19 protein-coding genes are annotated in these 22,903 nt (G+C 66.8%); 9 read left to right on the top strand and 10 right to left on the bottom strand.

What is annotated here, in order from left to right:
- Nucleotides 1–42 precede the first annotated feature (42 nt).
- Complete coding sequence (locus A176_RS17965) at nucleotides 43–1,701, top strand: PDZ domain-containing protein (protein WP_021781527.1); 1,659 nt, start codon at nucleotides 43–45, stop codon at nucleotides 1,699–1,701.
- 11 nt (nucleotides 1,702–1,712) lie between these two features.
- The gene (locus tag A176_RS17960; RefSeq protein ID WP_002637461.1) at nucleotides 1,713–3,137 is read left to right on the top strand and encodes a hypothetical protein; all 1,425 of its coding nucleotides are present in this window, start codon (nucleotides 1,713–1,715) and stop codon (nucleotides 3,135–3,137) included.
- An 89-nt stretch (nucleotides 3,138–3,226) separates the two neighbouring features.
- Here A176_RS17960 and A176_RS17955 read toward each other — a convergent pair whose 3' ends face one another.
- Both A176_RS17955 and A176_RS17950 read right to left on the bottom strand, forming a co-directional pair.
- Nucleotides 3,227–3,565 carry a hypothetical protein gene (locus A176_RS17955; protein WP_044890795.1) on the bottom strand — a complete coding sequence of 113 codons (339 nt, stop codon included), beginning with the start codon at nucleotides 3,563–3,565 and terminating at the stop codon, nucleotides 3,227–3,229.
- A gap of 15 nt (nucleotides 3,566–3,580) precedes the next feature.
- Nucleotides 3,581–4,888, bottom strand: coding sequence for a leucine-rich repeat domain-containing protein (locus A176_RS17950; protein WP_044890796.1), 1,308 nt, complete (start codon nucleotides 4,886–4,888; stop codon nucleotides 3,581–3,583).
- A gap of 214 nt (nucleotides 4,889–5,102) precedes the next feature.
- Here A176_RS17950 and A176_RS17945 point away from each other — a divergent pair, with 214 nt between their 5' ends.
- Nucleotides 5,103–5,744 carry a DinB family protein gene (locus tag A176_RS17945; protein WP_002637457.1) on the top strand — a complete coding sequence of 214 codons (642 nt, stop codon included), beginning with the start codon at nucleotides 5,103–5,105 and terminating at the stop codon, nucleotides 5,742–5,744.
- A 178-nt stretch (nucleotides 5,745–5,922) separates the two neighbouring features.
- On the opposite strand, the gene A176_RS39080 is transcribed toward A176_RS17945, so the two are convergent.
- Nucleotides 5,923–6,099, bottom strand: coding sequence for a hypothetical protein (locus A176_RS39080; protein ID WP_002637456.1), 177 nt, complete (start codon nucleotides 6,097–6,099; stop codon nucleotides 5,923–5,925).
- A 189-nt stretch (nucleotides 6,100–6,288) separates the two neighbouring features.
- Between A176_RS39080 and A176_RS17940 the strand changes: the two genes are divergently transcribed.
- Both A176_RS17940 and A176_RS17930 read left to right on the top strand, forming a co-directional pair.
- On the top strand, nucleotides 6,289–8,700 hold the full coding sequence (locus A176_RS17940; protein ID WP_021781529.1) for a carboxypeptidase-like regulatory domain-containing protein: 2,412 nt from the start codon (nucleotides 6,289–6,291) through the stop codon (nucleotides 8,698–8,700).
- 364 nt (nucleotides 8,701–9,064) lie between these two features.
- The gene (locus A176_RS17930) at nucleotides 9,065–9,850 is read left to right on the top strand and encodes a hypothetical protein (RefSeq protein ID WP_144429563.1); all 786 of its coding nucleotides are present in this window, start codon (nucleotides 9,065–9,067) and stop codon (nucleotides 9,848–9,850) included.
- Between the two features lie 631 nt (nucleotides 9,851–10,481).
- Here A176_RS17930 and A176_RS17920 read toward each other — a convergent pair.
- The 3 genes from A176_RS17920 to A176_RS17910 form a co-directional block, all read right to left on the bottom strand.
- Nucleotides 10,482–10,766, bottom strand: a complete 285-nt coding sequence (locus A176_RS17920) for a DUF6289 family protein (RefSeq protein WP_002637453.1) — start codon at nucleotides 10,764–10,766, stop codon at nucleotides 10,482–10,484.
- Between the two features lie 116 nt (nucleotides 10,767–10,882).
- Nucleotides 10,883–11,296 (bottom strand): hypothetical protein, encoded by a 414-nt coding sequence (locus tag A176_RS40000; RefSeq protein WP_226994449.1) that lies wholly within the window; start codon nucleotides 11,294–11,296, stop codon nucleotides 10,883–10,885.
- Nucleotides 11,297–11,519: 223 nt separating this feature from the next.
- On the bottom strand, nucleotides 11,520–12,935 hold the full coding sequence (locus A176_RS17910) for an amidase (protein WP_002637451.1): 1,416 nt from the start codon (nucleotides 12,933–12,935) through the stop codon (nucleotides 11,520–11,522).
- 494 nt (nucleotides 12,936–13,429) lie between these two features.
- Between A176_RS17910 and A176_RS17905 the strand changes: the two genes are divergently transcribed.
- Both A176_RS17905 and A176_RS17900 read left to right on the top strand, forming a co-directional pair.
- Entirely contained in the window at nucleotides 13,430–14,431 is a 1,002-nt protein-coding gene (locus A176_RS17905) for an ETX/MTX2 family pore-forming toxin (protein WP_002637449.1), read from the top strand.
- A gap of 294 nt (nucleotides 14,432–14,725) precedes the next feature.
- On the top strand, nucleotides 14,726–15,643 hold the full coding sequence (locus A176_RS17900; protein WP_002637448.1) for a hypothetical protein: 918 nt from the start codon (nucleotides 14,726–14,728) through the stop codon (nucleotides 15,641–15,643).
- Between the two features lie 87 nt (nucleotides 15,644–15,730).
- Here the strand turns inward: A176_RS17900 and A176_RS17895 are convergent, their stop codons facing one another.
- From A176_RS17895 to A176_RS17885, 3 genes are all read right to left on the bottom strand, one after another.
- A complete protein-coding gene (locus tag A176_RS17895; protein WP_002637447.1) occupies nucleotides 15,731–16,636 on the bottom strand; it encodes an RluA family pseudouridine synthase in 906 nt (301 codons plus the stop codon).
- A 56-nt stretch (nucleotides 16,637–16,692) separates the two neighbouring features.
- Nucleotides 16,693–17,601, bottom strand: coding sequence for a CPBP family intramembrane glutamic endopeptidase (locus A176_RS17890; protein ID WP_002637446.1), 909 nt, complete (start codon nucleotides 17,599–17,601; stop codon nucleotides 16,693–16,695).
- 155 nt (nucleotides 17,602–17,756) lie between these two features.
- On the bottom strand, nucleotides 17,757–18,983 hold the full coding sequence (locus tag A176_RS17885) for a DEAD/DEAH box helicase (protein WP_002637445.1): 1,227 nt from the start codon (nucleotides 18,981–18,983) through the stop codon (nucleotides 17,757–17,759).
- A gap of 219 nt (nucleotides 18,984–19,202) precedes the next feature.
- Here A176_RS17885 and hflX point away from each other — a divergent pair, with 219 nt between their 5' ends.
- Nucleotides 19,203–20,630 carry a GTPase HflX gene (hflX, locus tag A176_RS17880; protein ID WP_002637444.1) on the top strand — a complete coding sequence of 476 codons (1,428 nt, stop codon included), beginning with the start codon at nucleotides 19,203–19,205 and terminating at the stop codon, nucleotides 20,628–20,630.
- Between the two features lie 78 nt (nucleotides 20,631–20,708).
- Here hflX and A176_RS17875 read toward each other — a convergent pair whose 3' ends face one another.
- Nucleotides 20,709–21,341 carry a hypothetical protein gene (locus A176_RS17875; RefSeq protein ID WP_002637443.1) on the bottom strand — a complete coding sequence of 211 codons (633 nt, stop codon included), beginning with the start codon at nucleotides 21,339–21,341 and terminating at the stop codon, nucleotides 20,709–20,711.
- Nucleotides 21,342–21,628: 287 nt separating this feature from the next.
- On the opposite strand from A176_RS17875, the gene A176_RS17870 reads away from it, so the two are divergent.
- Entirely contained in the window at nucleotides 21,629–22,873 is a 1,245-nt protein-coding gene (locus tag A176_RS17870; RefSeq protein ID WP_002637442.1) for a hypothetical protein, read from the top strand.
- Nucleotides 22,874–22,903: the final 30 nt, after the last annotated feature.

Here is a 22,903-nt window from a genome sequence, read left to right as displayed (position 1 = left end):
CTCTCCGCGAGCGCCGGGAGAGCAGGGGAGGGGGATGCCATCATGAGCAATCGTGGTTCCGAGCGGGAACACTTGCATGACGAGCTGCGGAGCGGTCTCAGGACCGATGCTCGCTACGACGACGTGCCATTCCACGTCGACGTGGCATGGATTGCCTGGGACAGTGGTTTCCGCGGTTCGGGCCTGCGCATTGGCGACCGCATCCTCGAAATCGACGGCCAGCCCGTCGTCAAGCCTCCGGACCTGGACACCTGGCGGCGCACCGTTCCATTCCTGCTGGGCCAGTACGCGGAAGCCAAGACCTGGGCTCAGCAGGGCCGCAAGGAGGGGGATGAGGTCCGGTTGCGGATTGCGCGCCGACGCGAGCCGGGCGATGGCTGGGAGGAGCACGCGTTCGTGGGTGTCCTTCGCCACGAGCGCATCTGGAGCCTCGCGGAGACGTCACGGCCCATCATCGGCCCGGGGGGGCCCGAGCGCCTGGGGCGCGATGGTTTCGACGAGTCCTGGCTGGGCTGGATGGACAAGTGCGTCTTGGAGTGGGAGCGCCTGCTGGACGGCTCCTTCGGTATCTGGCGGACGTCGCGCGGGACGCGCATGGAGTTCGCGCGGCACCTCGAGCGCAAGCCCCGTGTCGACCACCTCGTCGAGCACTTCCCGGGGCCCCTGGCGACGGCGATGCGCGACGACTGGGAGATGGTTCGCGAATGCCTCGAGGGCCAGCTCGTCACGTTGCCGGCCCACGCCCTCGACTTCCGCACTCGGGGCGAGGCCTCGGTCAAGGACATTGGCCTTCAGGCCACCTCGGCCTGGCAGGCCCTGCTGGCGGCGCGTGCGGAGGAGACGCTCGGGGCTTTTCCCACGGTCGACCCGTTCCGTGGCGATCGCTCGGCTGTGACGGGCAAGCTCGTTTCACTGCCACAAGTGACCCAGCGCGAGTGGCTGATGGACATGGGCAAGGCCTACCTGGCCTGGAGTCAGTCGGGTGCCTGGGTCTTCTGCCCGGTCGAGTCCCCGGCCATGAAGCGGCTCTTCGCCGCCCTGCACCGCTACCAGAAGCGCGTCACCCCGTCGGTGAGGATTGATATCTCCTTGCTGGGCCGCATCCTTCCCGACCCACGGCTGCTCGCGGGCTCGGGCCGCGCCGTCGCCGGGCTGGAGGTGGAGCCGGTCGCGGCGCTCATTGGCGGCGCGGTCTGCGTCGACGTCAGTGACACGCGAGAGGGCGGCCCGTTCTTCGCGGGAGAAGCGTCGCTCACCCATGAAGCCCTCGGGGCTCCGGCCGACGATGCGAGTCCGCGTGAGATTCTCGAGGCCATGGTCGCGGCCGTGAAGCACGGTGACCAGGCGACCTGGAACGACCTGTTCGCCGACTGGCGCGCCGTGCCGGATGGTCAGCGGCCCATCTACTACCCGGTCTGGACCTGGAACAGTCGCGACAGCGAGTGGATGCGTTCCCGGCGCCTCCTGCTCGACAAGGTTCTTGATGCGCGGGTGCACTGGATGGGGGATGTGAACGTCGTCATTCGCGGCGACGAAGCCCCGGGCGTCCCGCGCATCGAGGAGGTCGAGTTGGAGCTCGACCACGTCGGACTCTTCGAGGGCGAGGCCCGGACCTTCAACTCGGTCGAGGTGAAGCGGCACTGGCGGTTCCAGCGCCGCAACGGCGGTCCGTGGCGCATCGTCAGCCATCAGAGCCTGTAAAGGAGCGTTCCATGAGTTGGTATTCGGGCCGGGTCTCGGAGCTCAACGATTTGATGAACCGCGCCTCCGAGGGCGCCGCCGACTCGGTGACCCGCGCCTTGCGCGACGGCATCTCGAAGGTGGGCACCGCGGCGAACAGCGCACTGGATTTCCTGTTCGACGCCAGTGAGCGCGCCAGCGCCAGCAATCTCGGCACCCAGCGCAAGTGGCGGGACCGCTGTGTCACGGCGCAGGCGGACATCAGCCGGGCCTTCGGGGACGCGGCGAAGGACCATCCGCTGACGCCGGCGCTCCAGCTCTTCTGGTACCAGGCCCTCGCGCACGAGATGGCCTTCTTCGACGCCCTGTCGCAGGTGAGCACGCCCCAGCTCCATGATGACTTGCTCGTCCATCAAGACTTGCTCAACAAGATGCTTGGCGAGCTCTGGGACAAGTGGACCTTCCTGCTGTCGAAGGATGTGACGTTCGAGAACGACCAGCGCCAGGTGGTGCAGCAGGTCGCACGGATGGCGCAGAAAATCGTCGACGAACTCGCCCCGGGGGCGGTGAATCGCCTCTCCGAGGGCATCGCCCGCGCCACGTCGAAGTCCCTCGACAAGGCACGCCAGCTCGATGACGCGCACCTGGGCGGCAAGGGCGTGGACGTGGCCAAGTTCATCAGCGCGTTGTTCGATGTCGACATCCCCGATGGCATCGACCGTGACTTGATCGACGCCGTGCAGGGGGGCGCGGATGTCTATCAGGTGCAGAAGGGGCACTACCGCAGCCTGGTGTCGACCTACCAGAGCCTGGTGCAGGCGGAGAAGGGCAGTGTCCTGCTGCTCTTCAATTCGACGCGGGCCGAGGTCCTCGCGTACTACGACAAGAATGACCTGGGAAAAGCCAGGGTGATGCTCGACCAGGCCAAGGGACGGCTCGCGGATTGGGCCTCCCGCGTGGCCACCTCGGCCCAGCGCGATGTGGCGTCGAGCTTCATGAACAAGGTCTGCTCGACCCTCGATGTGGACTGGAAGCTCACCGAGGAACTCGATGGCAAATTCCGAGACAAGTTCAAGGGCATCTTCATCCAGGCGCTGGGCAATGAGACGGTCGAACAGCTCGCCGAGTCCTATCTCTTTCGCCAGCATCTTGAGGAGGTCACCCGGCAAGGCGCGGCCAGCAAGCTCAAGGCGCTGCCGAGGGGACTCCAGGACGAGGCTGACAAAGCCCTCTCGCAGGGCCTGCGTCCCCTCGACGACCTCGTCGGCCGGGTTCCGGAAGACGTGCGCGAGCTGGCCCGGCTCAAGAGCCAGAAGTTCAAGGACCACGTGCGTGACAGGCTGACGGCTCGCATCCAGGCCCTGTTGCCGGCCATCGTCGATCTCGCGGAGTCTTTCGAGACGGGCAACCTCTCGAAGGACTTCAGCCGCGAGGATTTGGAGCGCTCCCTTCGTTGAGCGAGCCCGCGGGTAAAGCCGCCTCCTGCATGCCGCCCCGTCTTCCAGGAGCACCATGCAGGGGCGGATGACTTCATCCGGGCCGAAGTCTAGTTACAGGGGGCGCCGCAGACGCCCGCTCCGCGGGCCTGACATTGCGCCGTGTTGACGCAGAACTGGCCATCGCCGGTGCAGCAACCCAGCAAGCGCGCGGACTCGTCCGACGTTTCTTCCTGCACCACGTTGCTGGGCGCCGTCGATACGAGCACCGGAGCTTCATTCTCCACGATCGAGGGTACAGCCATTCCCACCACGAAGGCGAAACTCAGGGCGACTCCGGAAACGAGATTCCGCAGCATCTGGGGCTCCTTGGGTTGAGAGGCATTCGGGAAGGTAGCCTTGATGAGTCTTTGCTCCAAGGTGCGTTTGGAGATGAGGCGGTCCAGCATGCTCGGCTCAGCGACTCAGTACCCCACGTGCAGTCGTCCGGGAGGCAGCGCCGCTTCCAGGCGCTTCACCTCTGGCTGGGGGATGCGTTCCAGGCCCAGCTTGAACTGCTTGAGTCGGGCGAGTGGCGCGAGTCCTCCGGGCAGCGCGGACAGCTCCCCCTGAAGGAAGCCGGCGTGCGTCAGTGTCGGCATCCGCCCGAGCCCGTCCACCAGGCCCTGGACCCGGCCCGGTGTCATCTTGAAGAAGCGCCAGAGCCAGAGCTTCTTCAACCGAGGCAGCCGCGTCAGCACCTCGGGGAAGCTTTCCAGCGCCATCACGTCCAGGTACAGCTCCTCCAGCGCCTCCAACTCGACGAAGGCATCCGGGAGCCTCTTGAGGTGGTTGCAGTAGCGGAGGCTCAGCTTCTTCAGCGCGGGGAGGCGACAGAGCTCCTCGGGGAGCGTCGTCAGCGGCAGGCTCTCCAGGCTGAGGCTCTTCAGTGCCCGCAGCTCGCCAATGCGCGGGGAAATCTCCGCGATGTCATTGGTGTCCAGCGTGAGGCTCTCCAGCGAGGTGAGGGAGAAGACCTCCTCGGGGATGGCCTTCAGCTTCTTCTGGGCGAGGGTCAGCCGCGTCGCCTGCTCGCCCCGCGCCAGCTTCTCCTTCACGGCGGCGATGGCTTTCTCCACGGGGCTGAGCCGGGTGTCGGCCAGCACGGGCTCCCCCGCGCGCAGCTTCGCGAGGAGCCCCTTCCGGTCCACCGTCGAGTCGGTGATGTCGCCCTCGTCCTCGTCCTCCACGGTGAAAGCACCCGTCAGGAGCGCTTCGTGCGGCTCCAGCTTCTTGCGCGGCTTCTCCGTCGAGGTGAGCTTGTCGCCCACGATGACGTCCACGTCGAGCGGGCCGGACACCCCGATGTGGTGGTGCTGCTCGATGAGGGCGCGCGCCGTCAGCCCACCTCCGACGCAGAAGACGTCATCGCCGTACGAGTCGCCGAAGAGCAGCCCCTGAATCCGGACATCGCCCGCGATGAACATGGCGGAAAACGTCGCCACGTTCTCCACTTCCAAATCGCCCAGCACCACCAGGAGGGTGTGGTCCGCGGCGTGGCCGTCCTGGAGCAGCCCCTTCAGCCGGACGCTGCCGGAGACGATGAGCGGTCGCGGACCGACGACGAGCGAGTCGGCCTGCAGGTCTCCCTCGTGGAAGAGGACGTCCTCCCCGGAGACGCCCCGCCACCAGGAGGCCAGCTCTTTTCGCCATTCGGGTGTCCCCGCTGCTTCCACGTGGGCCCACGCTTCTTGAGCGGGAACGACCCGCCCCCAGTCCTGATGCTCCGCCATGTCCCGTTGCTCCCTTCCGTGAGCCATCACGCCATGGAACCTCCACGAGGAACAGTCCGCGGTGAAGCGACCCGGTCCTTTCGAGACGCCGCGTGGCGTCTGCTCGGTCCACGCCCCCTGGATTGCTGGTTTCACTGTCAGACCGACATGCCATGACGCTGGGTGGCGCCTGAAGGAGCGATAGGCGCTTTCCGATGCCGCCACGGAGCTGTCCATGGATGCCTCCCAGACCGCCGAGAGCCCAGCCACCACCCACCCGTTCGTTCAGAAGCTCCGCATGCACCGGCAGTTCTTCCATCGCACCTTGGCGTGTTTCAGGGACGAGGACGCCACCTTCCGAGTCACTCAAGAGAGCATGACCGCCGCGGGCCAGGTGCTGCACGCGGCTGCGGCCATCGAGTACTTCCTCTCGGGTTTGTTCGGCGCGTTCGAGGGCTGGTCCACGATGTCGCGGCGCCAGCAGGGGTTCGCCGACATGTCCTGGGCGCAGAGCGCGAACACCAGTCCCGAGGAGCGGAACGCCGCGACCGAGGTCGAAGAGGCGGGCCGGTCACTCCGGAAGGCGGCGGAGTTGTTCGACCGGTCCATGGACTCCGCCAGCGAGATGTTCGGCGGCAGGACGATGGAGGAACTCACGCAGCCATCTCTGCTCCCCAATCCTCTTTTCCCTCCGTGGTTCACGGCGGCCCACGTCTTCGAGCTCATGCTGGACCACACGGCACACCACCGGGGCGCGCTGACGCAGTACGCGCGGGGCCTGGGGCTGGAGCCAAAGATTCCCTACTTCGACATGGCCGAGGCGCTCCACGAGGCCATGCTTCAGCCCGTCGAGACGTCCCAGGCCGATGTGTCGTGAGGGGGGCTCGTGATGCTTCAGAACCCTGATGAAGAAGCTCCCGCCGCGCGCATGTGCCCGCGGCGGAAGCGTCGCTGACGTGAGGATGGGCTCGGCGCCTACGGGCCCGTCAGCCGGCTGAGCGTGAAGGGCGTGCGGTCCCAGCTCCCAATCGGAGAGGCAATCTGGGACGAAGCCGTCACGGAGGGGGGACGCCGCTGGTGCCGTTGATGGTGAGCGAGCCCACGAGTTGGTGGCGCGTCGAAGGCGTTCCCGTGCACCCCGGGCAGAGATTCGTCCCCGTCACGTATTGCATGGGGAAGGTCAGCGACGTCGACGCGCTGTTCACGACGCCCTGGACCCAGGTCAACGCCACTGACTCTCCACCTGGACGACCTTCATGCTTCCCACGATGCCTTCCACGCGGATGTGAGGCGGCGACAACGCTGCGCGACTGCTGCGCGAATCATGAGGGTTCCGTGAGGATTGCCTGGCCGCGGGGCCCTACCGTCGAAGCATGACGGCAAGGCACCGGTACATCGGCGGGGCGTCGACGATTCTGGCCATGAGCGTCCTCGGGCTGATCGCCTGGGACGCGTATTCCACGACAGGGGCCGTCGAGCGCGGCGTGGAATTCGCGGCATCGTCGCATGCCACGAACCGTCTCCAGGGGGCTGTCAGTCCTGGCACGGTGGCCCTGCACCCCGTCGCTCGACCTGACCGTCGCCGGCGCATTCGTGGCACCGTGGTGGACACGCGAGGTGCACCGCTCGCAGGCGTGCACGTGTCCGCCATGTCGCGGGCGGACGAGTCCTTGGCGGAGCTGCCGTGTCCCGACTGGGCGCCGGGGGCATGGGAGGCGCTCCTCGAAGAGAAGCCTCGCCGGCTCTTGCAGGACTGCCAGTGGGCAGGCCGCGATGCCCTGACGGAGTGGCTGTCCTCTCGAAGGGGAGAAGCCATTCCCCAGGCGGAGACCGTCACCGACGGAGATGGCGCCTACCTCTTGGATGGGCTGGACGACGGAGCCCTGTCGATCTGGGCCTTGAATGAGGAGGGGGCGGCCGCGCAACAAGACATCCTGGGGATACACGACGATCTGCGCCTGGTTTTGACCCCGGGACTGCGGGTGGAGGGAATCGTCTCGGGAGGAGGCGCGCCGCTGCCGGGCACGCACCTCACCCTGGTCTCCGTGACAACGGGTCGATACTTCGACGGTATCGCAGGTCCAGATGGACGGTTCCGCATGGGGCCGTTGCCGCTCGGGCGTTATGTCCTCCTGGCGGAACAGGGGGGCTGGCGACCAGCGCTCCTCCATCTCGATGAGGCAACCAGCCTTCCAGAAGACGGTGTGCGACTCACTCGGCCGCTGAACCATGCAGGCCGGGTCCTCTCTCGGGGGAATCCCATCTCCGGCGCTCGCGTCGAACTCTTCGTGGATTTCTCCTCGGAGGAGGGTTCCTTGCAGGTCGCCACATCCGACGCGAAAGGGCAGTTTCACTTCTCAGGGCTCCGCGAAGGTCATCGCGTCACGCTTTCGGCCTTTCATGAGGGAATGATCGCCAGTGCTCAAGTGACGCTGGACGAACGAGACGGGGCCGAGACGGAACTCGAATTGAGGCCAGCACCTTTTCTTGAGGGCGTCGTTCGAGATGAGGCGCGCCAGTCCATTTCAGGCGCCAACATCTCCTGGGTTCCACAGCGCCTTGGTGGGATCTACCCAGCCACGACAACGACGCTGGATGGCCGCTTTCGCCTGGGCCCCCTTGGCCCCGACAAGAATCAAATCACGGTGTCGGCGCCCGGCTATCTGGACGCCCACTTCTATCTGGACTCCCTGGAACTCCAATCCCCGTTCGACATCACGCTGTTCCGCGCGGAGTTGATCACCGGCGTGGCGGTGGACGAACACGGGGCGCCTGCCCCAAACGTGACGCTCAAATTGAATCGCGCATGCAAGCATCCCGCGTCATTTGGCGAGCGGCCCCAGACGACCACGGACACCGCCGGCCGATTCGAGCTGAAAGCCTGCAGCCCCGGCCCCTGGGAAATGGAAGCCGTTGACGAGCGATTCCTGCCAGATGCCATTCCGGTGCATGCACCCAGTGGAGGACTTCGCATCGCGTTGAAGCAAGGTCCCACCGTCACAGGCATTTTGTTGGATGAACACGGCGTTCCCGTGGTGGGGGCGGACGTCTTCCTTGCCAAACGCGAAGAGCGAGGCAGTCCCAGCCGATACATTTCTTCAGATGCCCAGGGGCACTTTCGCCTCGGGGCCGTCCCGCCTGGGCACTACATCGTGTGGGCCCAGAAGCATGTTCAGGGAGTCACCCGGCTCACCGCCGCTCAGGACCTCGAGTTGCGCGATGGCATGGCGACACAGGTGGAACTGCGGTTTCCCGTGGGATTGACTGTCTCCGGTATTGTCGTGACAGCGAGCGGAACGCCGCTGGAGGGCGTCGCCATCCAAACCTCTCGATTTCCCCAGGCCGACTCGACCGAGCCGCCCCACATCGGTTTTGGCTGCGGTGGCCCCCCCATTGGCGTTCGAACAGACGCCAGTGGCCGATTTGTCCTCCGGGGCCTGTCTTCCGCGCCGCACGCGGTTTGGGCCACGAAGGATGGCCATGCTTTCAAGCCAGCACGTTCCATGGGAGGGACCCACCACGACAACGATTGGATTTTCATGAAACCGGGAGCGAGCGAGAACGACCTCCGCCTCGTGCTGCAACGCATTTCATTCGTCCGAGGCCGGCTCTTGGGACCTGATGGCCGCCCCTTTCCGGATTACGTCATCAACCGAGAAATCGGCGTCTTCAGCCTCGAGGGCACTTTCCTGTTTCCGACGACGAACCACGGGCAGATGGCCTTGATTTTTGATGCGCCAGGAGTGGCATCACGCACCGTCACGGTGGACGTTCCCCTGGAAGAGGATGTGGATCTGGGCGACATCCACATGCCCACGGTTCTTCATCCCTAGGCGCGCGTGTCGCTCATGGGGCGCGAAGTTTCCCTTCGTCCCGACAAGGCTCGGACTTTTCCTGTGCTTTCGAGGAAGGGAAGTCTCTGCCCAGCCGTGCCGGGCGCTTTTACGCATGATGTGTCGGACGGACGTGTAGGGTCGGTGGCGATATGCAAATCGAGCCTTCGTCCTTCAAGACTGCCTTCGATGAGATGCTTCCCCAGCTCGTTTCGAGTGAATTCTTTGAAGATGAGAACACGGATAAGCTGATGCCGTGGCGGGAGCCCGCGGTGGGGACCTACGCGGACCTCTTTACTGAGATGCGAAAGGCCGGCGCCGCGCCCTGGCGGCTCCAGCGCTGGCCCAGGTCGCCGCGCGGTGCGTGGAGACCGCCCCGCCCACGGAGCGAGCATCTGGCGTGGAAGTGGGGCAGAGCGTCTTCGTCCCAGGTGACTTGAAGGTCGCAGGGGACTTCGACGTGGCGGGCACGCTGGTGGTCCTCGGCAACCTGTCGGTGGCGGGACTGCTCACGGACCGAGGTCCCGACTCGAGCGTCATCGTCCTGGGGAACGTCGCGGTGGGTGCGCTTCGGACCAGTGGCGAGTTTCGCGTGGGCGGCCAACTGGACGGAGGCGATGTGGTCGTCGGCCATTACAACGACAACTCGCTGGTTGTCGGCGGGCGGCTGAAGACCCGGCTGCTCATCGAGGACGAGCATGACGTGCGCGCCCAGTCGCTCGAGGTGGAGCACCACTATCCGATGAACACGTTCCGGCAGGGGCAGGGCAAGGGGGTCCTGGCTTCGCTGAAGAAGGTGCTGACCGCGGGGGCCCTGGGCAAGGACGAGTCGGTGGAGGTGACCCTCGCGGATACGGGGGGCCGAAGCCCGGAGGTGGTGGCCCGCATCGCGGCCATCACCGGGTTCCCGGCGCCGTACCTGGATCAGAAGCCGCCGCCGCTCTGGCTCCAGTTCCCGGAGACGATGCGCAAGACCCTGGGAACGATGCGCACGGCGCCGATGGATCGCGCGGAGGCGGAGGCCATCGCCGCCGCGGTGGCCGAGGCGGGTGGCCGGGTGGAGCTCAAGTTCAACGCCCGGGCCGTCTACTCCGAGGCGTCGCTCTTCGCGGCGTGGCGTCAGGGCAAGCTGTTCAAGGCGAAGAAGTAACGCATCCCCTCCAAAGCACCTGTCATGGGTGCTTTCGGAGGGCCGCGTCCTCCGCTATTCGACCTGCACCAGCGTCAGCCCCATCGTGTCGGAGTGATACTCTTCCAGGTTCGCCTGGGAGTCACTCGGGGGCGTCAGCCGGTGAATCTCCATCAATCGGCCCGGAGCGTGGACCTGGAGGTGCTCCAGAAGGCAAGGGTGCCACCAGCCTCCATGGGTGGACGAGTATGCGTAGTGATAGATGATGCGCAGCCCTTCATCCGTTTCGGCTACGAAATAGACACAAGAAAATTCCAGGCTTCCGTCCCCGTCGCGCCCCCGGTTGCTCTGGATGCTTGTAGACGTGGAGAGATTTGTCTGACAGGTCCAGCCGCGTTCGTGTGTATCGGTCCAGACTGAGGTCATCAATGGAGTGATAGAAGTTCCGCAACACCTGGACGCAGGCATTCTGCTGCGGCTCATCCAGGCCCCGGTCATACCGCGTCATGGTGACGCGGTATTCGGTCTCCGTGAACTCCTGTAGGAACGCCAGGACTCGCTGCATTCCCTCGCTCACGGCTTCGTTCATTTCGATCTTCCGGTGTGCTGTGGCCCCACGGCGTGTCACCCCGGGGCCACCGCGTTGCTACCGCTACGAGCAGATGAAGAAGGAGTCCGTGTAGTACTGCGTCACTTGCCCCGACTGCGTGATGTAGCCCGAACAGTCGGCGTGCCAGGCACCGACCCAGTTCACCTTGGCCGCCTCGCGGTAGTAGGTCCGGTGCTGGCCATAGCGCGTTCCTCCACCGGGCTGCTCCGCGCGCTGCTCCACGGAGCTCATGTCGCCGGAGGGGAGGCCCTCTTCCATTTCGAGCGGGCCACCACAAGCGGTCAGCAGCAGTGCGGAGATTCCAACGACCCAACGAGACAGCGCCATCTGGGGCTCCTTGTCGTGAGTAGGATTGCGAAGTTGCAGTGACAATCCTATCGGGCCTGGGACGGGCTCGTCCACCCTGCGTGAACCCAGTGAGACTGAGTAATGGGGTCGCGGTGTTACTCGGAGACTGGCGTCAGGCGCGCGCCCACCCATTTCGCGAAGCCTTCGAGCCCCGGAATCTGGTAGCTCCAGAAGGCCTCGATGGCCTCTCGCAGGGCCTTCTCCTGTTCATGCTCCGCGAGGATGGCGGCCAACATGCGACGGGTGTTCTCGAAGATGCGCGTGAGCACGAAGCGCGCTGTCGCGTTGATGCGAAGTCCCGGGTGGGCGGAGCGAAGTTGCGCCAGCGTGGTGGCGACGAGCAACTCGACGAAGCGCTCTCCGTAGTGGGCGTAACCGGTCCCGGCCGCGCGGTCGAGGAGCACCACCACCGCGAGCCGGTTCTCCACCCAGAACCGGAGCATCTCCTCGCCGCGTTCGTCGCTCGGGCCGGGGGCGTCGCCCAGCCGCGGGCTGGCGAGTGCTCGCACTCGCTTCTCGAGCAACGCCTCGAACCGCGCTGCCAGCGTGGGGGCACGACGGCATCGAACAGTGCCTCTTTGTTCGCGTAGTAGCGATAGAGGCTCGCGGTGCCGAGCCCCGCCTGCGCGGCGATGTCGCTCATCGTGGCGTCGGCGTAGCCGCGCGTCGCGAAGATCTCCAGCGCGGACGTGAGGATGCGTTGGCGGACTTCTTCTTTGAGGACCTGGGGCATCAGGCGTCGAACAACCGGGGATAGGAGTAGGGCGCCCAGCGATGATGCCATGGGCTCGCCGCTTCGAGCTGATAGGCAAGTCCGAGCAGCAGGGCGTCCGCTCCAGGCGCGGCGGCGAAGTGGGTGCCAATGGGAAGCCCCGTGTCTGACACGTGCAAGGGCACCGACATCGCGGGGCTGCCCGTCATGTTCTGGATGGGCGTGTAGCCCACGGCGAGCGCCATGCGTCGCATCAGCTCCTCCCGGGGGAGGACGGGGGAGAGGTACCCGATGCGCCAGGGCGCGGCCGCGACCGTGGGCGTGAGGATGACGTCCAGGTCCTGAACCGTGGTGAGGTAACGCTCCGCGCTCTCCGCGAGCACGCGACGGGCATCCTTGAGGCCGCTGGGGCCACCACGTCGGAACACGTCCGCGAGCGCCTGGGTGAACGGCTCGAGCTCGTCGGGCGACACAGGCGTGCCGCGCAGGCGTTCCATCAATTGGGCCGCGCCTGCGACGGCGGAGCCCCCCAGCAGGAAGAAGGCCTCCCCCAACGCCCACCCGTCGATGTCGGGGGGCTCCATGGGCACTACGTCATGTCCCAGCGCCACGCAGAGCGCGACGGATTCCGCGTAGGCCCGTTGGACGGCGGGGTCTGGCTCTTCGCCGGTCATCGTTCGTGTCCAGGTGCCGATGCGCAGGCGACGCGAGAGGGGCGCCTGGACGTGCCCCAGCGGCGGAAGTCCCGCGTCCCGGTTCTCGGTGAGCGCGAGCAGCAGCGCGCTGTCCCGCACCGTCCGGCTGACACAATGCTCACTCACGAGCGCTCCGAAGTCGGAGTCCCCCAGGCTGGCGCGCACGCAGCGGCCTCGGCTCGGTTTGAATCCGAAGAGGCCGCAGAAGGACGCGGGGATGCGGATGGAGCCACCGCCGTCGCTCGCGTGCGCGAGTGGCACGAGCCCCGCGGCCACCGCGGCGGCGGCGCCTCCGGACGAGCCCGCCGCCGAATGGGAAAGCTCCCAGGGATTGTGGGTGATGCCGTCCAGGAGCGTTTCGGTGCTCCCCAGCATGCCGAACTCGGAGGTCGCGCTCTTTCCCACGGTGACGAGTCCCGCGGCGTCCAGGCGCGTGCTGTAGGGCGTCCCCGGGTCGCCGACGTTCCTCGCGAACAGCCGCGAGCCCATTGACCAGCGGAGGCCGGGATAGGGCGTGGCGTCCTTGACCAGGAACGGAACCCCCGCGAAAGGCCCCGGGGCGGGAGGCCTTGCTCGGGCACGTTCGAAGTCCAGCACCGGCGCGGCATTCAGCAGCGGGTTCAGTGCGTCCATGCGCTCCATGCAGGCGGTGAGCAGCTCCTCGGCGCTGACTTCGCCCCGGGTAACAAGCTCCGCCTGTGCCACGCCGTCGAGACGGGACAGCTCCGTCAACTTCGTCATGGATGTCTCCTCTCTGTTCGTTCAACTCAAATCGCGAATTGATTATTCCCGTTTCAAACGGAGGTCAAGCACCGTCCCGGCGCCCGCGAGGTGCTCACGGAATGGGCCTCATCGGGGTCGCATTGGTGGCGGTGGTAGGGCCCCTCGCCGTGGGCCTCATGCTCTGGGCAGTCCGGCGGCGGTGTCAGCGAACGTCGTGCCGGGCACGTGGTTCTCCGTCGCTTACGACCGGCGCAATCCAGACCATGGCGACACGCAGTTCATGCAGTGTTTCGTGAGTCCGTCGGGCGTGGGGGCGTGCGTCCTTCCGTGACGTCTCCGCGTCCCTGTTCAACGCGATTCACGGCGGGGCGGGGGCTCGCTCCAAGTCCTCACACGAGGGGGGCGTTGCCTTCGTGGGTGAAGAGTGTTGATGGCATGACGATTGCTGTCGCCCCCGACCGTCGCGGCCATCTGCGTGATTCAACCCGCGCCGCGAAGAGGGGGAAGTCACAATGTCTGACGTCGTCTACCGGAGCTTCATTTCCAAGGCGTTCAGTCCCGAGGGCAAGCAGCTCGCCATCAGCGCCAGCGCGGACAACCACGCCGTCACCGTGCAGAATCTCGACTACACGAATGACCTCCAACTGTGGGAGGTGCGGAACACCCGTGGAGACGAGGGGTTCTCCATCATCAACAAGAGCACGGGGCGAGCCATCTGCCGCGCGAGCAATGAGCAGGGCGCGTCGCTCATCACCGTGGGCCTGGAGGCCATCAACACCAATGACCTCGCGGTGTGGCGCAATGAGGGCAATGAAACCTTCAATCCCATCTACTCCTTCGCGGACTGGGAGCAGAAGATCAACATCCTGGGGAATGGTCCCTACCGCGCTGGTACGCAGTTGGTGACGTGGGAGTGGAGCGGCGGCGGCGACAATGAGAAGTGGGCGCAGGTGAAGGACGCGCGGCAGATCCGCCTCAAGGCGATCAACTTCGACATGAACGTGGCCAACATCGAGGATTACTCGCCCAAGGTGGGGGGAACCCAGACGGTGACCAACATCACGAGTTCGGAGCAGTTGCAAACGCTCAGCTTCAAGTTCGTGGAGGGGCACTCGTATTCGTTCACCCACGAGCGAGGGCTCTCTGTCAGCCAGTCGCTCGAGTTCAAGGGGGGCCTCCCAGGTCTGAAGGAGGGCAAGGTGGCCTGGACGATCGAAGGGAGCTGGAAGTACGTGCAGGAGCAGGAGAGCACTGACGACAGCGAGGTCGCCATCTCGGTGCCGGTCAAGGTCCCCGCCAACTCCAGCATCCGTGTCTCCGTGCTCATGTTGCAGGCCCGCATTTCGGTCCCGTATTCGGCGACGATTGAAACCGTCTACGCGGATGGGACGACCCAGACGAGCGAGACGGGCGGCCTCTTCGGTGGCGTCAACACCTACAACCTCATCACCAAATATGAGGACCTTGGCCCCGTCGCCCGGGGCGCGACGCGGACGCTGCTTCGTCGGCTCTAATCACAATCCCAAGGGGAGGGGAGCGCTGTCTCTCCTCTCCTCGGGTTTGCCGTGGAGACGCGCGCGTCCGCGGCCGGTGGGTGGTGACGGGAGTCACCAGGGAACGAACTCCCGTCACCAGGTCGAGCGGCTTCGGGCGAGGCCCTGGCGCCAGCCGTGTCCCGCAAACGCGGGTATCGACAGGAAATCCTTCGTGGGGCCTGCTGACTCAGCGTCTGGCCCGGGAGTTGCTGATGGGTTCAGTCAGCTTTCCCCGGTGAGTCCCCACCCCCATCGACGACAGGAATCCCTCCCATGAAAGGCATCAAGTTCGGCGGCTTCAAGAGCCCCTCCGTGCCCAAGAGCCCCACTCCCTCTGGGAGCAGCACGAACAAGCCGAGCGCTCCTCCGCCGGTGGAGTCGAAGCCCACGTCCAAGCCGGGCCCGGTCAAGGACGGGTTTGACGCGCAGGGCAGCAAGCCCTCCTCGGGCAAGGTGAACACCCCGCCCAAGCCGCAGCCAGGCAAGGACGTCACCTCGTCGTTCGGTGCGAACCCACTGGGGTACTCGGGGCAGAACGTCCTGAACGCCTACAACATGTTCCCGGGCGGCGCGCCCCAGGGCGTGGCCCTCCCCACCGCCCAGAAGCCCTTCGTCAACGCCAATGACTCGGTGGTGACGCTCAATGCCCACCAGCACCAGGGCAACACGAACCTGTCTGTCTCTCCCGCCGGTGGCCAGGGCATCCCGGCGCACTACATGCACTACCTCTCCACGGGGGAGGGCAAGTTCGCGGGCATCCAGGGGGTGCCGCTGCATCCGCGTCCGGGTGAGCCCACCACGGTGGTGACGGGCGCGCTCAACGGCTGCGCCGTCCATGCCCTGCACGACACGAAGAACAACAACCTGTCCTTCCTCCACCACGCGGACTACTCGAAGAACGGCAAGGCGGAGCTGGACGGCTTCCTCTCGCAGCACCCGAACCTGCGGCCGGCGGGGAGCTTCACGCCCAGCGACTATTCGCACCCCACCGGCAAGCACGGCGACCCGACGGGCGCCACGCCCTTCATCCAGTACTCCCAGGGAACCGCCAACCGGCCGGGACAGTGGACGATCAACGGTCAGCTCAACGCCTACAAGAATGGCGGCACCCCGGGTGGCCGCCCCGAGCTGATGCGCCCCACGGACCTCCAGGTGCCCTTCATGCAGACCATCCCCGTGGACGTGGGGTGAGCGTCCGGGCAGGGCCCAAGCTCTCGCAGTCTCCGTGGAAGACGCATGGGGGGCGCGTTCGCGTGGCTCGAGCGATGCGTCCGGGCGCTACCGTCGGGAGTCCTGGCTGCGGAGCTCGAGCGGGGGCGGTGCCTGAAGCTGCACCTGTTCGCCCGAGCGTGGGTGCACGAAGGTGAGCGACTCCGCGTGCAGCAGATAGCCGCCGTCTCCAGGCAGGCCAGGGTCCTCCGCCAGCGGCAGGCCGCCCACGGCGAAGAGCGGGTCCCCCACGAGCGGGTGGCCGATGAAGGCGAGGTGGATGCGGATCTGCTCCGAGCGCCCGGTGTGGATGTCCACCTCGAAGAGGGTGTGCTCGCTGCGCCGCTCCAACACCCGGGCCGTGCTGTGTGAGGGCTTTCCCCTCGCAGTGGCGCCATGGACTTCGCCCAGCCGCGGATGGGGCACCAATCCGATGGGCGCGCGGATGTCGTAGGTCTCCTGGGCCGCAAGTCCCTGGGAGAGCGCGCGGTAGCGCTTGTGCACGCGGCCCTCGCGCCAATCACTCGCCAGGCGCGCGGCCGCGTCGCGGGTGCGGGTGAAGAGCACGAGCCCCGACGTCGCGCGTCCCAGCCGGTGCATGGGGACCGCCTCGGGCCATCGCTCCTGGACGAACGAGAGCAGGGTGTTCTTCAGGAATCCGCCCGAGGGGAGGGTTGGCAGCCCGCTCGGCTTCACCACGACGACCAACTCCGCGTCCTCGTACACGCGCTCGAAAGACTGCGGCGTGTCCGCCTCTTCCCACGGGGGGCGGTGCCAGCACAGCCACTGCCCCGGCCTCAGCGGCTCCGAGCCGTCGGCGGTGACGTCGTCGAGTCGCACCTCGCCTCGGGCGAAGCGTACCCGCCACTCCTCCTCCGAGGAGTGACGATACTTGTCCGTCATGTGAGCGAGCGCGCTGCTGCCCGGTCGGCTTCCGAGCTTCTCGCGATACACATAGCCGTCGTTGAGCCGCACTCGCGCACCCTACACCTCGTGGGCTCGCGATGGGAGGCACTCCGGCTGGCTCGCCGTCAAAGCGGCGGCTGCTTGTCCAGGAAGCCTGACTTCGACAGGTACATCACCAGCGTGAAGCTGATGGTGTTGAAGGCCGCGTGCGCGACGACGAGCGGCAGCAGGCGCCCTCGGAACCAGAAGACGAACCCGAACCAGGCCCCCATGACGAAAGTCTGGAAGACGGCGAGCGTGCCTTCGTAGAAGTGGCCCACGGCGAACAGCACGGCCGCGACCAGCACCGCGGGCACCCAGCGGCCCAGCACCACGCGCAGGCGGGGCACGAGGAAGCCTCGGAAGACGAACTCCTCGAAGCCTGTCACCACCACCATGATGGCCGCGAAGGCGGCCACCCCCAGACCGGTGTCCAGGAGCGCGGTGGCCACGCTCTTGCGCGCCAGCAGCTCCTTGTCGGCCAGCTTCAACGCCACGGCGACGGCTGCCAGGGGCACCGACGCGGCGATGTGCACCGCGTAGGTGGCGACGAGCACCGGCACGCCGAGCAGCAGCTCCTTCGCCCAGCCCTCGCGCACCAGTCCTACCTGCGCGGGTCCTTGGTCGTCGCGCCACAGCAGCACCGCCACCAGCAGAATCATCCCCAGGGCGCGGAGGCACAGGGGGGCCATGGACAGGGAGAAGCCCTTCTCCTGCTCCGCCGCGGTGGCGACCCATGCGCCCGCGCCTGTGCCGCCCAGCGCCACCAGGAGCCCCAGGACGCCCAGCCAGGCACCCGCGCGCGACGCCTCCCAGGGGCGCAGCAGGGCGAGTCCCCAGGCGAGCAGCGCGGCCGCGAATACAGCCAGGACGACTCGACCCGCGTGGCCCGCCGCCGAGGGCCCGAGGACGGCGAGGAACACGAACGCCGCCTCTGACAAGGCCCGGCGCCGCGGCGGGGCGTTCTCCAGCAGCACGGCGACATCTCGACGCACGGGGTGGTCCTCCAGTCCAGGTCCACGGGGCCGGGGCCTCGTGGGACTCCGGACACGCTACTGGCTTCGCCCTCCGGTGACTGCGCCCTCGTCGGTATTTCGTTCAGGCGACGCGCGCGCCCAGGGAGGGCAGGGGGCCGCTTCGTTGACGGTCGCTACGGCTTTCGCTTTGGAGGCTGCGTGGCGGCGGCAGCAGCGGCTTCGCGCAGCTTGTCCTTCTTGCTCTTGCGCCGGCCCTTCACTCCGCCGTTCGGATCCAGGGGCGGCGGGGCCGTGGCGGCCTCTTCTGTCGGCTCGAAGCCCGGCACCTGTTCGCGCGGGATGTCGAGCTGGTGGCGTTTCTCGATGAGCCGGAAGTGGGCTTCGGTGTTCGCGCTGACGAAGCTGATGGCCACGCCCGTGTCGCCCGCGCGCCCGGTGCGGCCAATGCGATGCACGTAGTCCACGGTGGAGCGGGGCAGGTCGTAGTTCACGACCGCTGGGAGCTGCGCGATGTCCAGGCCGCGAGCGGCGACATCCGTGGCCACGAGCACGCGCACGCGCTTCGCCTTGAAGTCCGCGAGCGCCTGCGTGCGCGCCCCCTGGCTGAGTTCTCCGTGCAGGGACGTCGCGGCGATGCCGGCGCGGTTCAGCTTCATCGCGACATGGTCCGCCGTGTAGCGGCTGGCCACGAACGTGAGCACATGGCTCCACGCATGGGTTTCCAGCAGGTGCCGCAGCAGCATCGTGCGCCGGGGAACATCCACCCGGAGGGCCCGCTGGAGGATGAACTCTGTCGAGGGCAGCTCCCCGTCATCGACGTCGATGCGCGTGGGCTCGTGCAGCAGTTGCTCCGCGAACTTCCTCACCGCGGGCGGGAAGGTGGCGGAGAACAACAGGTTCTGCCGGCGCTCGGGCAGCAGCGCCAGCAGGCTGTTGAGCTCATCGGCGAAGCCCAACGAGAACAGCCGGTCGGCCTCGTCGAGCACCAGCGTCTCCACCTCGTCCAGCCGGAGCGCGTTCTGATTCACCAGGTCCAGCGCGCGGCCGGGCGTGGCCACGACGACGTCCGCGCCGCCTCGCAGCGCCATCATCTGGGGGTTGGCGGAGACGCCACCGACCGCGAGGCAGGTCTTCAACGGCTTCGTCAGATGTTGGCCATACCGCTGGATGGAATCGACGATCTGCGCGGCGAGCTCCCGCGTGGGAACCAGGATGAAGGCCCGCACCGGCCGGACCGACCCGCCGGGACGTGCCCGCAGGGCTTCCAGGATGGGCAGCAGGAAGGCGGCAGTCTTCCCCGAGCCCGTCTTCGCCGAAGCCCAGACATCGCCACCTCGCAGGACCACGGGGATGGTCGCGCGCTGCACGGGCGTGGGTTCGTCGTATCCGAGTCCAGCCACTGCGCGGGTGAGCGCGTCCGATAGGCCGAGCGAAGCAAATGTCATGGGATGGGAGCCTTGGGTGGCGCGAGGGCGCGGGAGTCTACCCTGCCTGGGAGGTCCGCCTCCGGCATTCCTGCCCCCTCCCCATCCGGGCAAGGTGTCGCCTGGACCGGGAAGGGGGCCGGGGACGTGGACTCGCCCCGTCACGGGACGGCCCGACGTGCTACGAGCGTGCGCATGGCGATATCCACCCTCCCTGAGCGTCTGCGTGCCGTCCTCGTCGGTGTCCAGCTTCCGGGCGTCTCCGACGTCGAGCACGCCGCGGACTTCGCGGAGCTGCGCCGGCTGGTGCACACGCTGGGGTATGACACGGTGGCGACCGTGTCCCAGAAGCGGACGCGGCTGGCCACGGGTACCGTGCTGGGGACAGGCAAGCTCAAGGAGCTGGCGGCCCTCACGGGGGGCCCGGGCGTGATTACCTCCGGCGCGAGCGACCGGATGTCGAAGGCCCGTGAGAAGTGGGAGGCCGCCGCCGACACGGAGGCCGACTCCGAGGTCGAGGCCGACGAAGAGGAGGCCGAAGACGGGGAGTCGGAGGAGGCGTTGCTGTCCGCGCCTTCGGAAGAAGACGATGTCACGGCGGGGCCTCGGCCCACCGTGGTGGTCGTGGACCACGAGCTGTCGCCTGGCCAGCTTCGCAACCTGGAGAAGGCCACCCGCGCGATGGTGCTGGACCGCGCGGGCGTGATTGTCGACATCTTCCACCGGCACGCGAAGAGCCACGAAGCGCGGATGCAGGTGGAGATCGCCCGGCTCAACTACCTGGCCCCCCGACTGCGCGAATCCACGGGAGGCCGCGAGCGGCAGCAGGGGCGTGGCTCGGGTGACTCCGCGCTGGAACTGGACCGCCGCAAGATTCGTGACCGGCTGGCGGAGCTGCGCGAGGGACTGGCGGCCATCCAGAAGGACCAGGACCACCGCCGCTACGCGCGAAGGGACCTGCTGCGGGTGGCGCTGGTGGGCTACACGAACGCGGGCAAGTCCTCGTTGATGCATGCGTTGACGGGCAGCACGGTGCTGGTCGCGGACCAGCTCTTCGCCACGCTCGACACCACGGTCCGCGCGATGCAGCCGGAGACCCGTCCGCGCATCCTGGTCTCCGACACGGTGGGCTTCATCCAGAAGCTGCCGCACGACCTGGTCGCGTCCTTCCGCTCCACGCTGGACGAGGCCCTGGAGGCGTCACTGCTGTTGTACGTGGTGGATTCGTCGGACCCCACGTGGGCCGCGCAGCTCGAGGTGACCCGCACAGTGCTCCGGGACATCGGCGCGGACGCCGTCCCCAGCAAGCTGCTCTTCAACAAGGCGGACCGGCTGGACGCCGCGGAGAAGGAAGCGCTGCTCGCGAGTCACCCGGATGCCTTGATGCTCTCCGCGCACCTGCCGGACGACGTGGCGATGCTGCGCAAGAACATCATCGCCTTCTTCGAGGCTTCGATGGTGGAGGCCGACCTGGTGATTCCCTACGCCCGGCAAGGGCACATCCGGGAGGTGTACGAGCACACCACGGTGGTGTCCCAGGCGTACGACGAGAGCGGCAGCCGGCTGCGCGTGCGGGGGCTTCCGGGCGCCATCGCGAAGCTCACCCAGTTGTTTCAGGAGTAGCCTTCTTTGGGGCCCCGATCGGGGCCCCACGTGTTCTCAAGGCGCTCCCGCAGTGCCGGTGCAGCGCCATCAGGCGGCCTACGGATTCGATTCGATAAGAATCTTGGACACCTTGCCGTCAAGGCCGTTGACGTAATGCCAATACGTGTCTCGGAAGGGGCTGAGGTGTTGGGTGGTCGTCACCCAGCCATACTCCGGGTCATAATAGGGCGGGAGCGGCTCGAACGTGTGGATGCACTGCTCGGGCGTGTATACCTTGAAGCGATAGTCCGTCCAGTCGTCGTTGGTCGCGCAACTGGGGCTGTCGCAGACGCGAACGCGCACGCCGGCTGGCCACCGGATGAGCTTCATCGAGCGAGCCTCGTCGTTCTTCCATCCCGCAAGGCCAATCCGGTGGGAGGACTCGTCCGGGATGAGGATGGGATTGCTTGGCGCCACGAGAGGGTCGGGAGTCACGGCCGCGGCGAAGCTGTCGCCGGTGCAAAAATTGTCCTCGTAAAACAAGATATACGGCCCGGTGTAGGTGGGAATGGGCCAGAAGATCCCGTTGACGAGACTCTCCGCACTGTCGCCCAGCGGATCGCAGCCCTCGCAGGGGCCGCTCTGTGTTTGCGAATCCAGCTCCACCACGGCGGGGCCCGTGGACGCCTCTGGGCCACAGGCCGTGAACAGCAGCACCGCGCCTGCAGCAGTCACTTGCTTGAAAAACATTCTTGCTCCTGGAATTGGGTGTTCGAACGTCATGTCCGCCCTGGTGCCGTGGGCCTTTCACAAACACAGATGCTTGTTCCCGCGACAACGTGTGGAAGATATCGACGCGGCGTGATGGGCGCGTGACGGAGTCCCGGGCTTCAGCACGCCGTACCCCAAGGCTCGGGGTGCGGCTCACCACCCCTCCGCTCGACCCGGCGCCACTTTCGGACAGGTGCCGCCAAAGTGCGCCACCGCGCGGCGAACAAGCACCCTTGGCCATGTATCCTCACGGGACTTGTACGGCCATGCTCCCTCCTCGCGCGTCTTCCCTCGTCTGGTTCGTCACCGTGGCCGTGCTGGCCTCCAGTGGGGGCGCGCTCGCGGACAACCCGCCGCTGACCGGTTCGAACTACGCCATCGACGTGTACCAAGGCCCGGTGCTGGCGCCGGTGCGGGTGACGGGCCTGGCCGGCGCCTATGCGCCCATCGCCGAGGGCGTGGAGGGCCTCAGCGTCAACACCGCCGCTCCAGCAGTTCGTTCGCTCTATTCGTCGAAGCACGTGGACTACGACGTGTCGCTGGCCTTCACCTTTCCCAGCTCGCTGCGTGACACCGACTTCGACAACAACGGCTCGGTGGGCTTCGCCAAGGACGAATTCGTCTTCGCCCAATTGGGGGGACTCATCCAGTGGGGCCCCTGGGGGCTGGGCGCCGTCGCGTCGGTGCAGAGCTACGTCCTGGGCCAAGACGTGAACGGACAGATTCTCAACCTGGGCATGACCCGCTTCCAGCTTCAGCTCGCTCGTAACTTCTTCGAGGAAGAGCTGGTGGTGGGCGTGGGGCTGCGCACGGTCGCCCTGAACATCAACACCGCCCAGGACGTGAGCAACGCGCTCGCCGACATGCTGGGCACCAACCTGGAGGCGGGGGCAATCTGGACGCCCATGCACCTGCCGCTGCGCGCCGCGCTGTCCCTCCGAGCGCCCGTCAAGGGAAGCCTCACGCCAGGTGGGCCAGCCACCGCGGATGATGCCGGTAACGTGATGGTCGCCGGTCTCTACCTGCCTGCCTCCGTCCGGCTCCCCTGGGAGATTGAAGCGGGCGTCGCGTGGCAGTTCGGCGCCCGCCCCCTCCAGATTCCGTGGGGCCCGGACCGCGCGGAACGCTTCAAGGAGCTGCCGCGCTCGAAGTTGCTGCTGACCGGTTCGGTGCTGCTCAGCGGCGCGGTGTCGAATGCCATTGGCTTCGATTCGTTCCTGTCGCAGCGGCTGGAGCGCTCGGGGCGGCGTCTCTCGATTTCACCTCGCATCGGAGTTGAGCTGGAGCCCATCGAGAACCGGCTGCAACTGCGCGCGGGCAGCTACCTGGAGCCGAGCCGCTTCGACACCGTCGGGCCACGCTTGCATGGTACCGCCAGCGCGGAGGTGCGGCTGTTCCAGTGGTCCGTCTTCGGCCTGATGTCGCCTGACACCTCGTGGCGCATCAGCGGCTTCGCGGATGTGTCGCGCCTCTACTTCGCCTGGGGCTTCGGCGTGGGCACCTGGCACTAACGCAGGGCGCATCGAGAAGGACGCGCTATC

Source organism: Myxococcus hansupus, assembly GCF_000280925.3.
Taxonomy (GTDB): Bacteria; Myxococcota; Myxococcia; order Myxococcales; family Myxococcaceae; genus Myxococcus; species Myxococcus hansupus.
Note: the sequence above shows the minus strand (reverse complement) of the source record. Positions and strands in the feature narration are given on the sequence as shown.

Bases quoted from the DNA above. Each gene is read 5' to 3' on its own strand.
- A176_RS17955 (WP_044890795.1), bottom strand. From the start codon at position 3,565: ATGCTGGACCGCCTCATCTCCAAACGCACCTTGGAGCAAAGACTCATC.
- A176_RS17910 (WP_002637451.1), bottom strand. From the start codon at position 12,935: ATGACGAAGTTGACGGAGCTGTCCCGTCTCGACGGCGTGGCACAGGCG.
- A176_RS17960 (WP_002637461.1), top strand. From the start codon at position 1,713: ATGAGTTGGTATTCGGGCCGGGTCTCGGAGCTCAACGATTTGATGAAC.
- A176_RS17920 (WP_002637453.1), bottom strand. From the start codon at position 10,766: ATGGCGCTGTCTCGTTGGGTCGTTGGAATCTCCGCACTGCTGCTGACC.
- A176_RS17875 (WP_002637443.1), bottom strand. From the start codon at position 21,341: ATGTTTTTCAAGCAAGTGACTGCTGCAGGCGCGGTGCTGCTGTTCACG.
- A176_RS17945 (WP_002637457.1), top strand. From the start codon at position 5,103: ATGGATGCCTCCCAGACCGCCGAGAGCCCAGCCACCACCCACCCGTTC.
- A176_RS17905 (WP_002637449.1), top strand. From the start codon at position 13,430: ATGTCTGACGTCGTCTACCGGAGCTTCATTTCCAAGGCGTTCAGTCCC.
- A176_RS17940 (WP_021781529.1), top strand. From the start codon at position 6,289: ATGAGCGTCCTCGGGCTGATCGCCTGGGACGCGTATTCCACGACAGGG.
- A176_RS17950 (WP_044890796.1), bottom strand. From the start codon at position 4,888: ATGGCGGAGCATCAGGACTGGGGGCGGGTCGTTCCCGCTCAAGAAGCG.
- A176_RS17870 (WP_002637442.1), top strand. From the start codon at position 21,629: ATGCTCCCTCCTCGCGCGTCTTCCCTCGTCTGGTTCGTCACCGTGGCC.
- A176_RS17965 (WP_021781527.1), top strand. From the start codon at position 43: ATGAGCAATCGTGGTTCCGAGCGGGAACACTTGCATGACGAGCTGCGG.
- A176_RS17900 (WP_002637448.1), top strand. From the start codon at position 14,726: ATGAAAGGCATCAAGTTCGGCGGCTTCAAGAGCCCCTCCGTGCCCAAG.
- hflX (WP_002637444.1), top strand. From the start codon at position 19,203: ATGGCGATATCCACCCTCCCTGAGCGTCTGCGTGCCGTCCTCGTCGGT.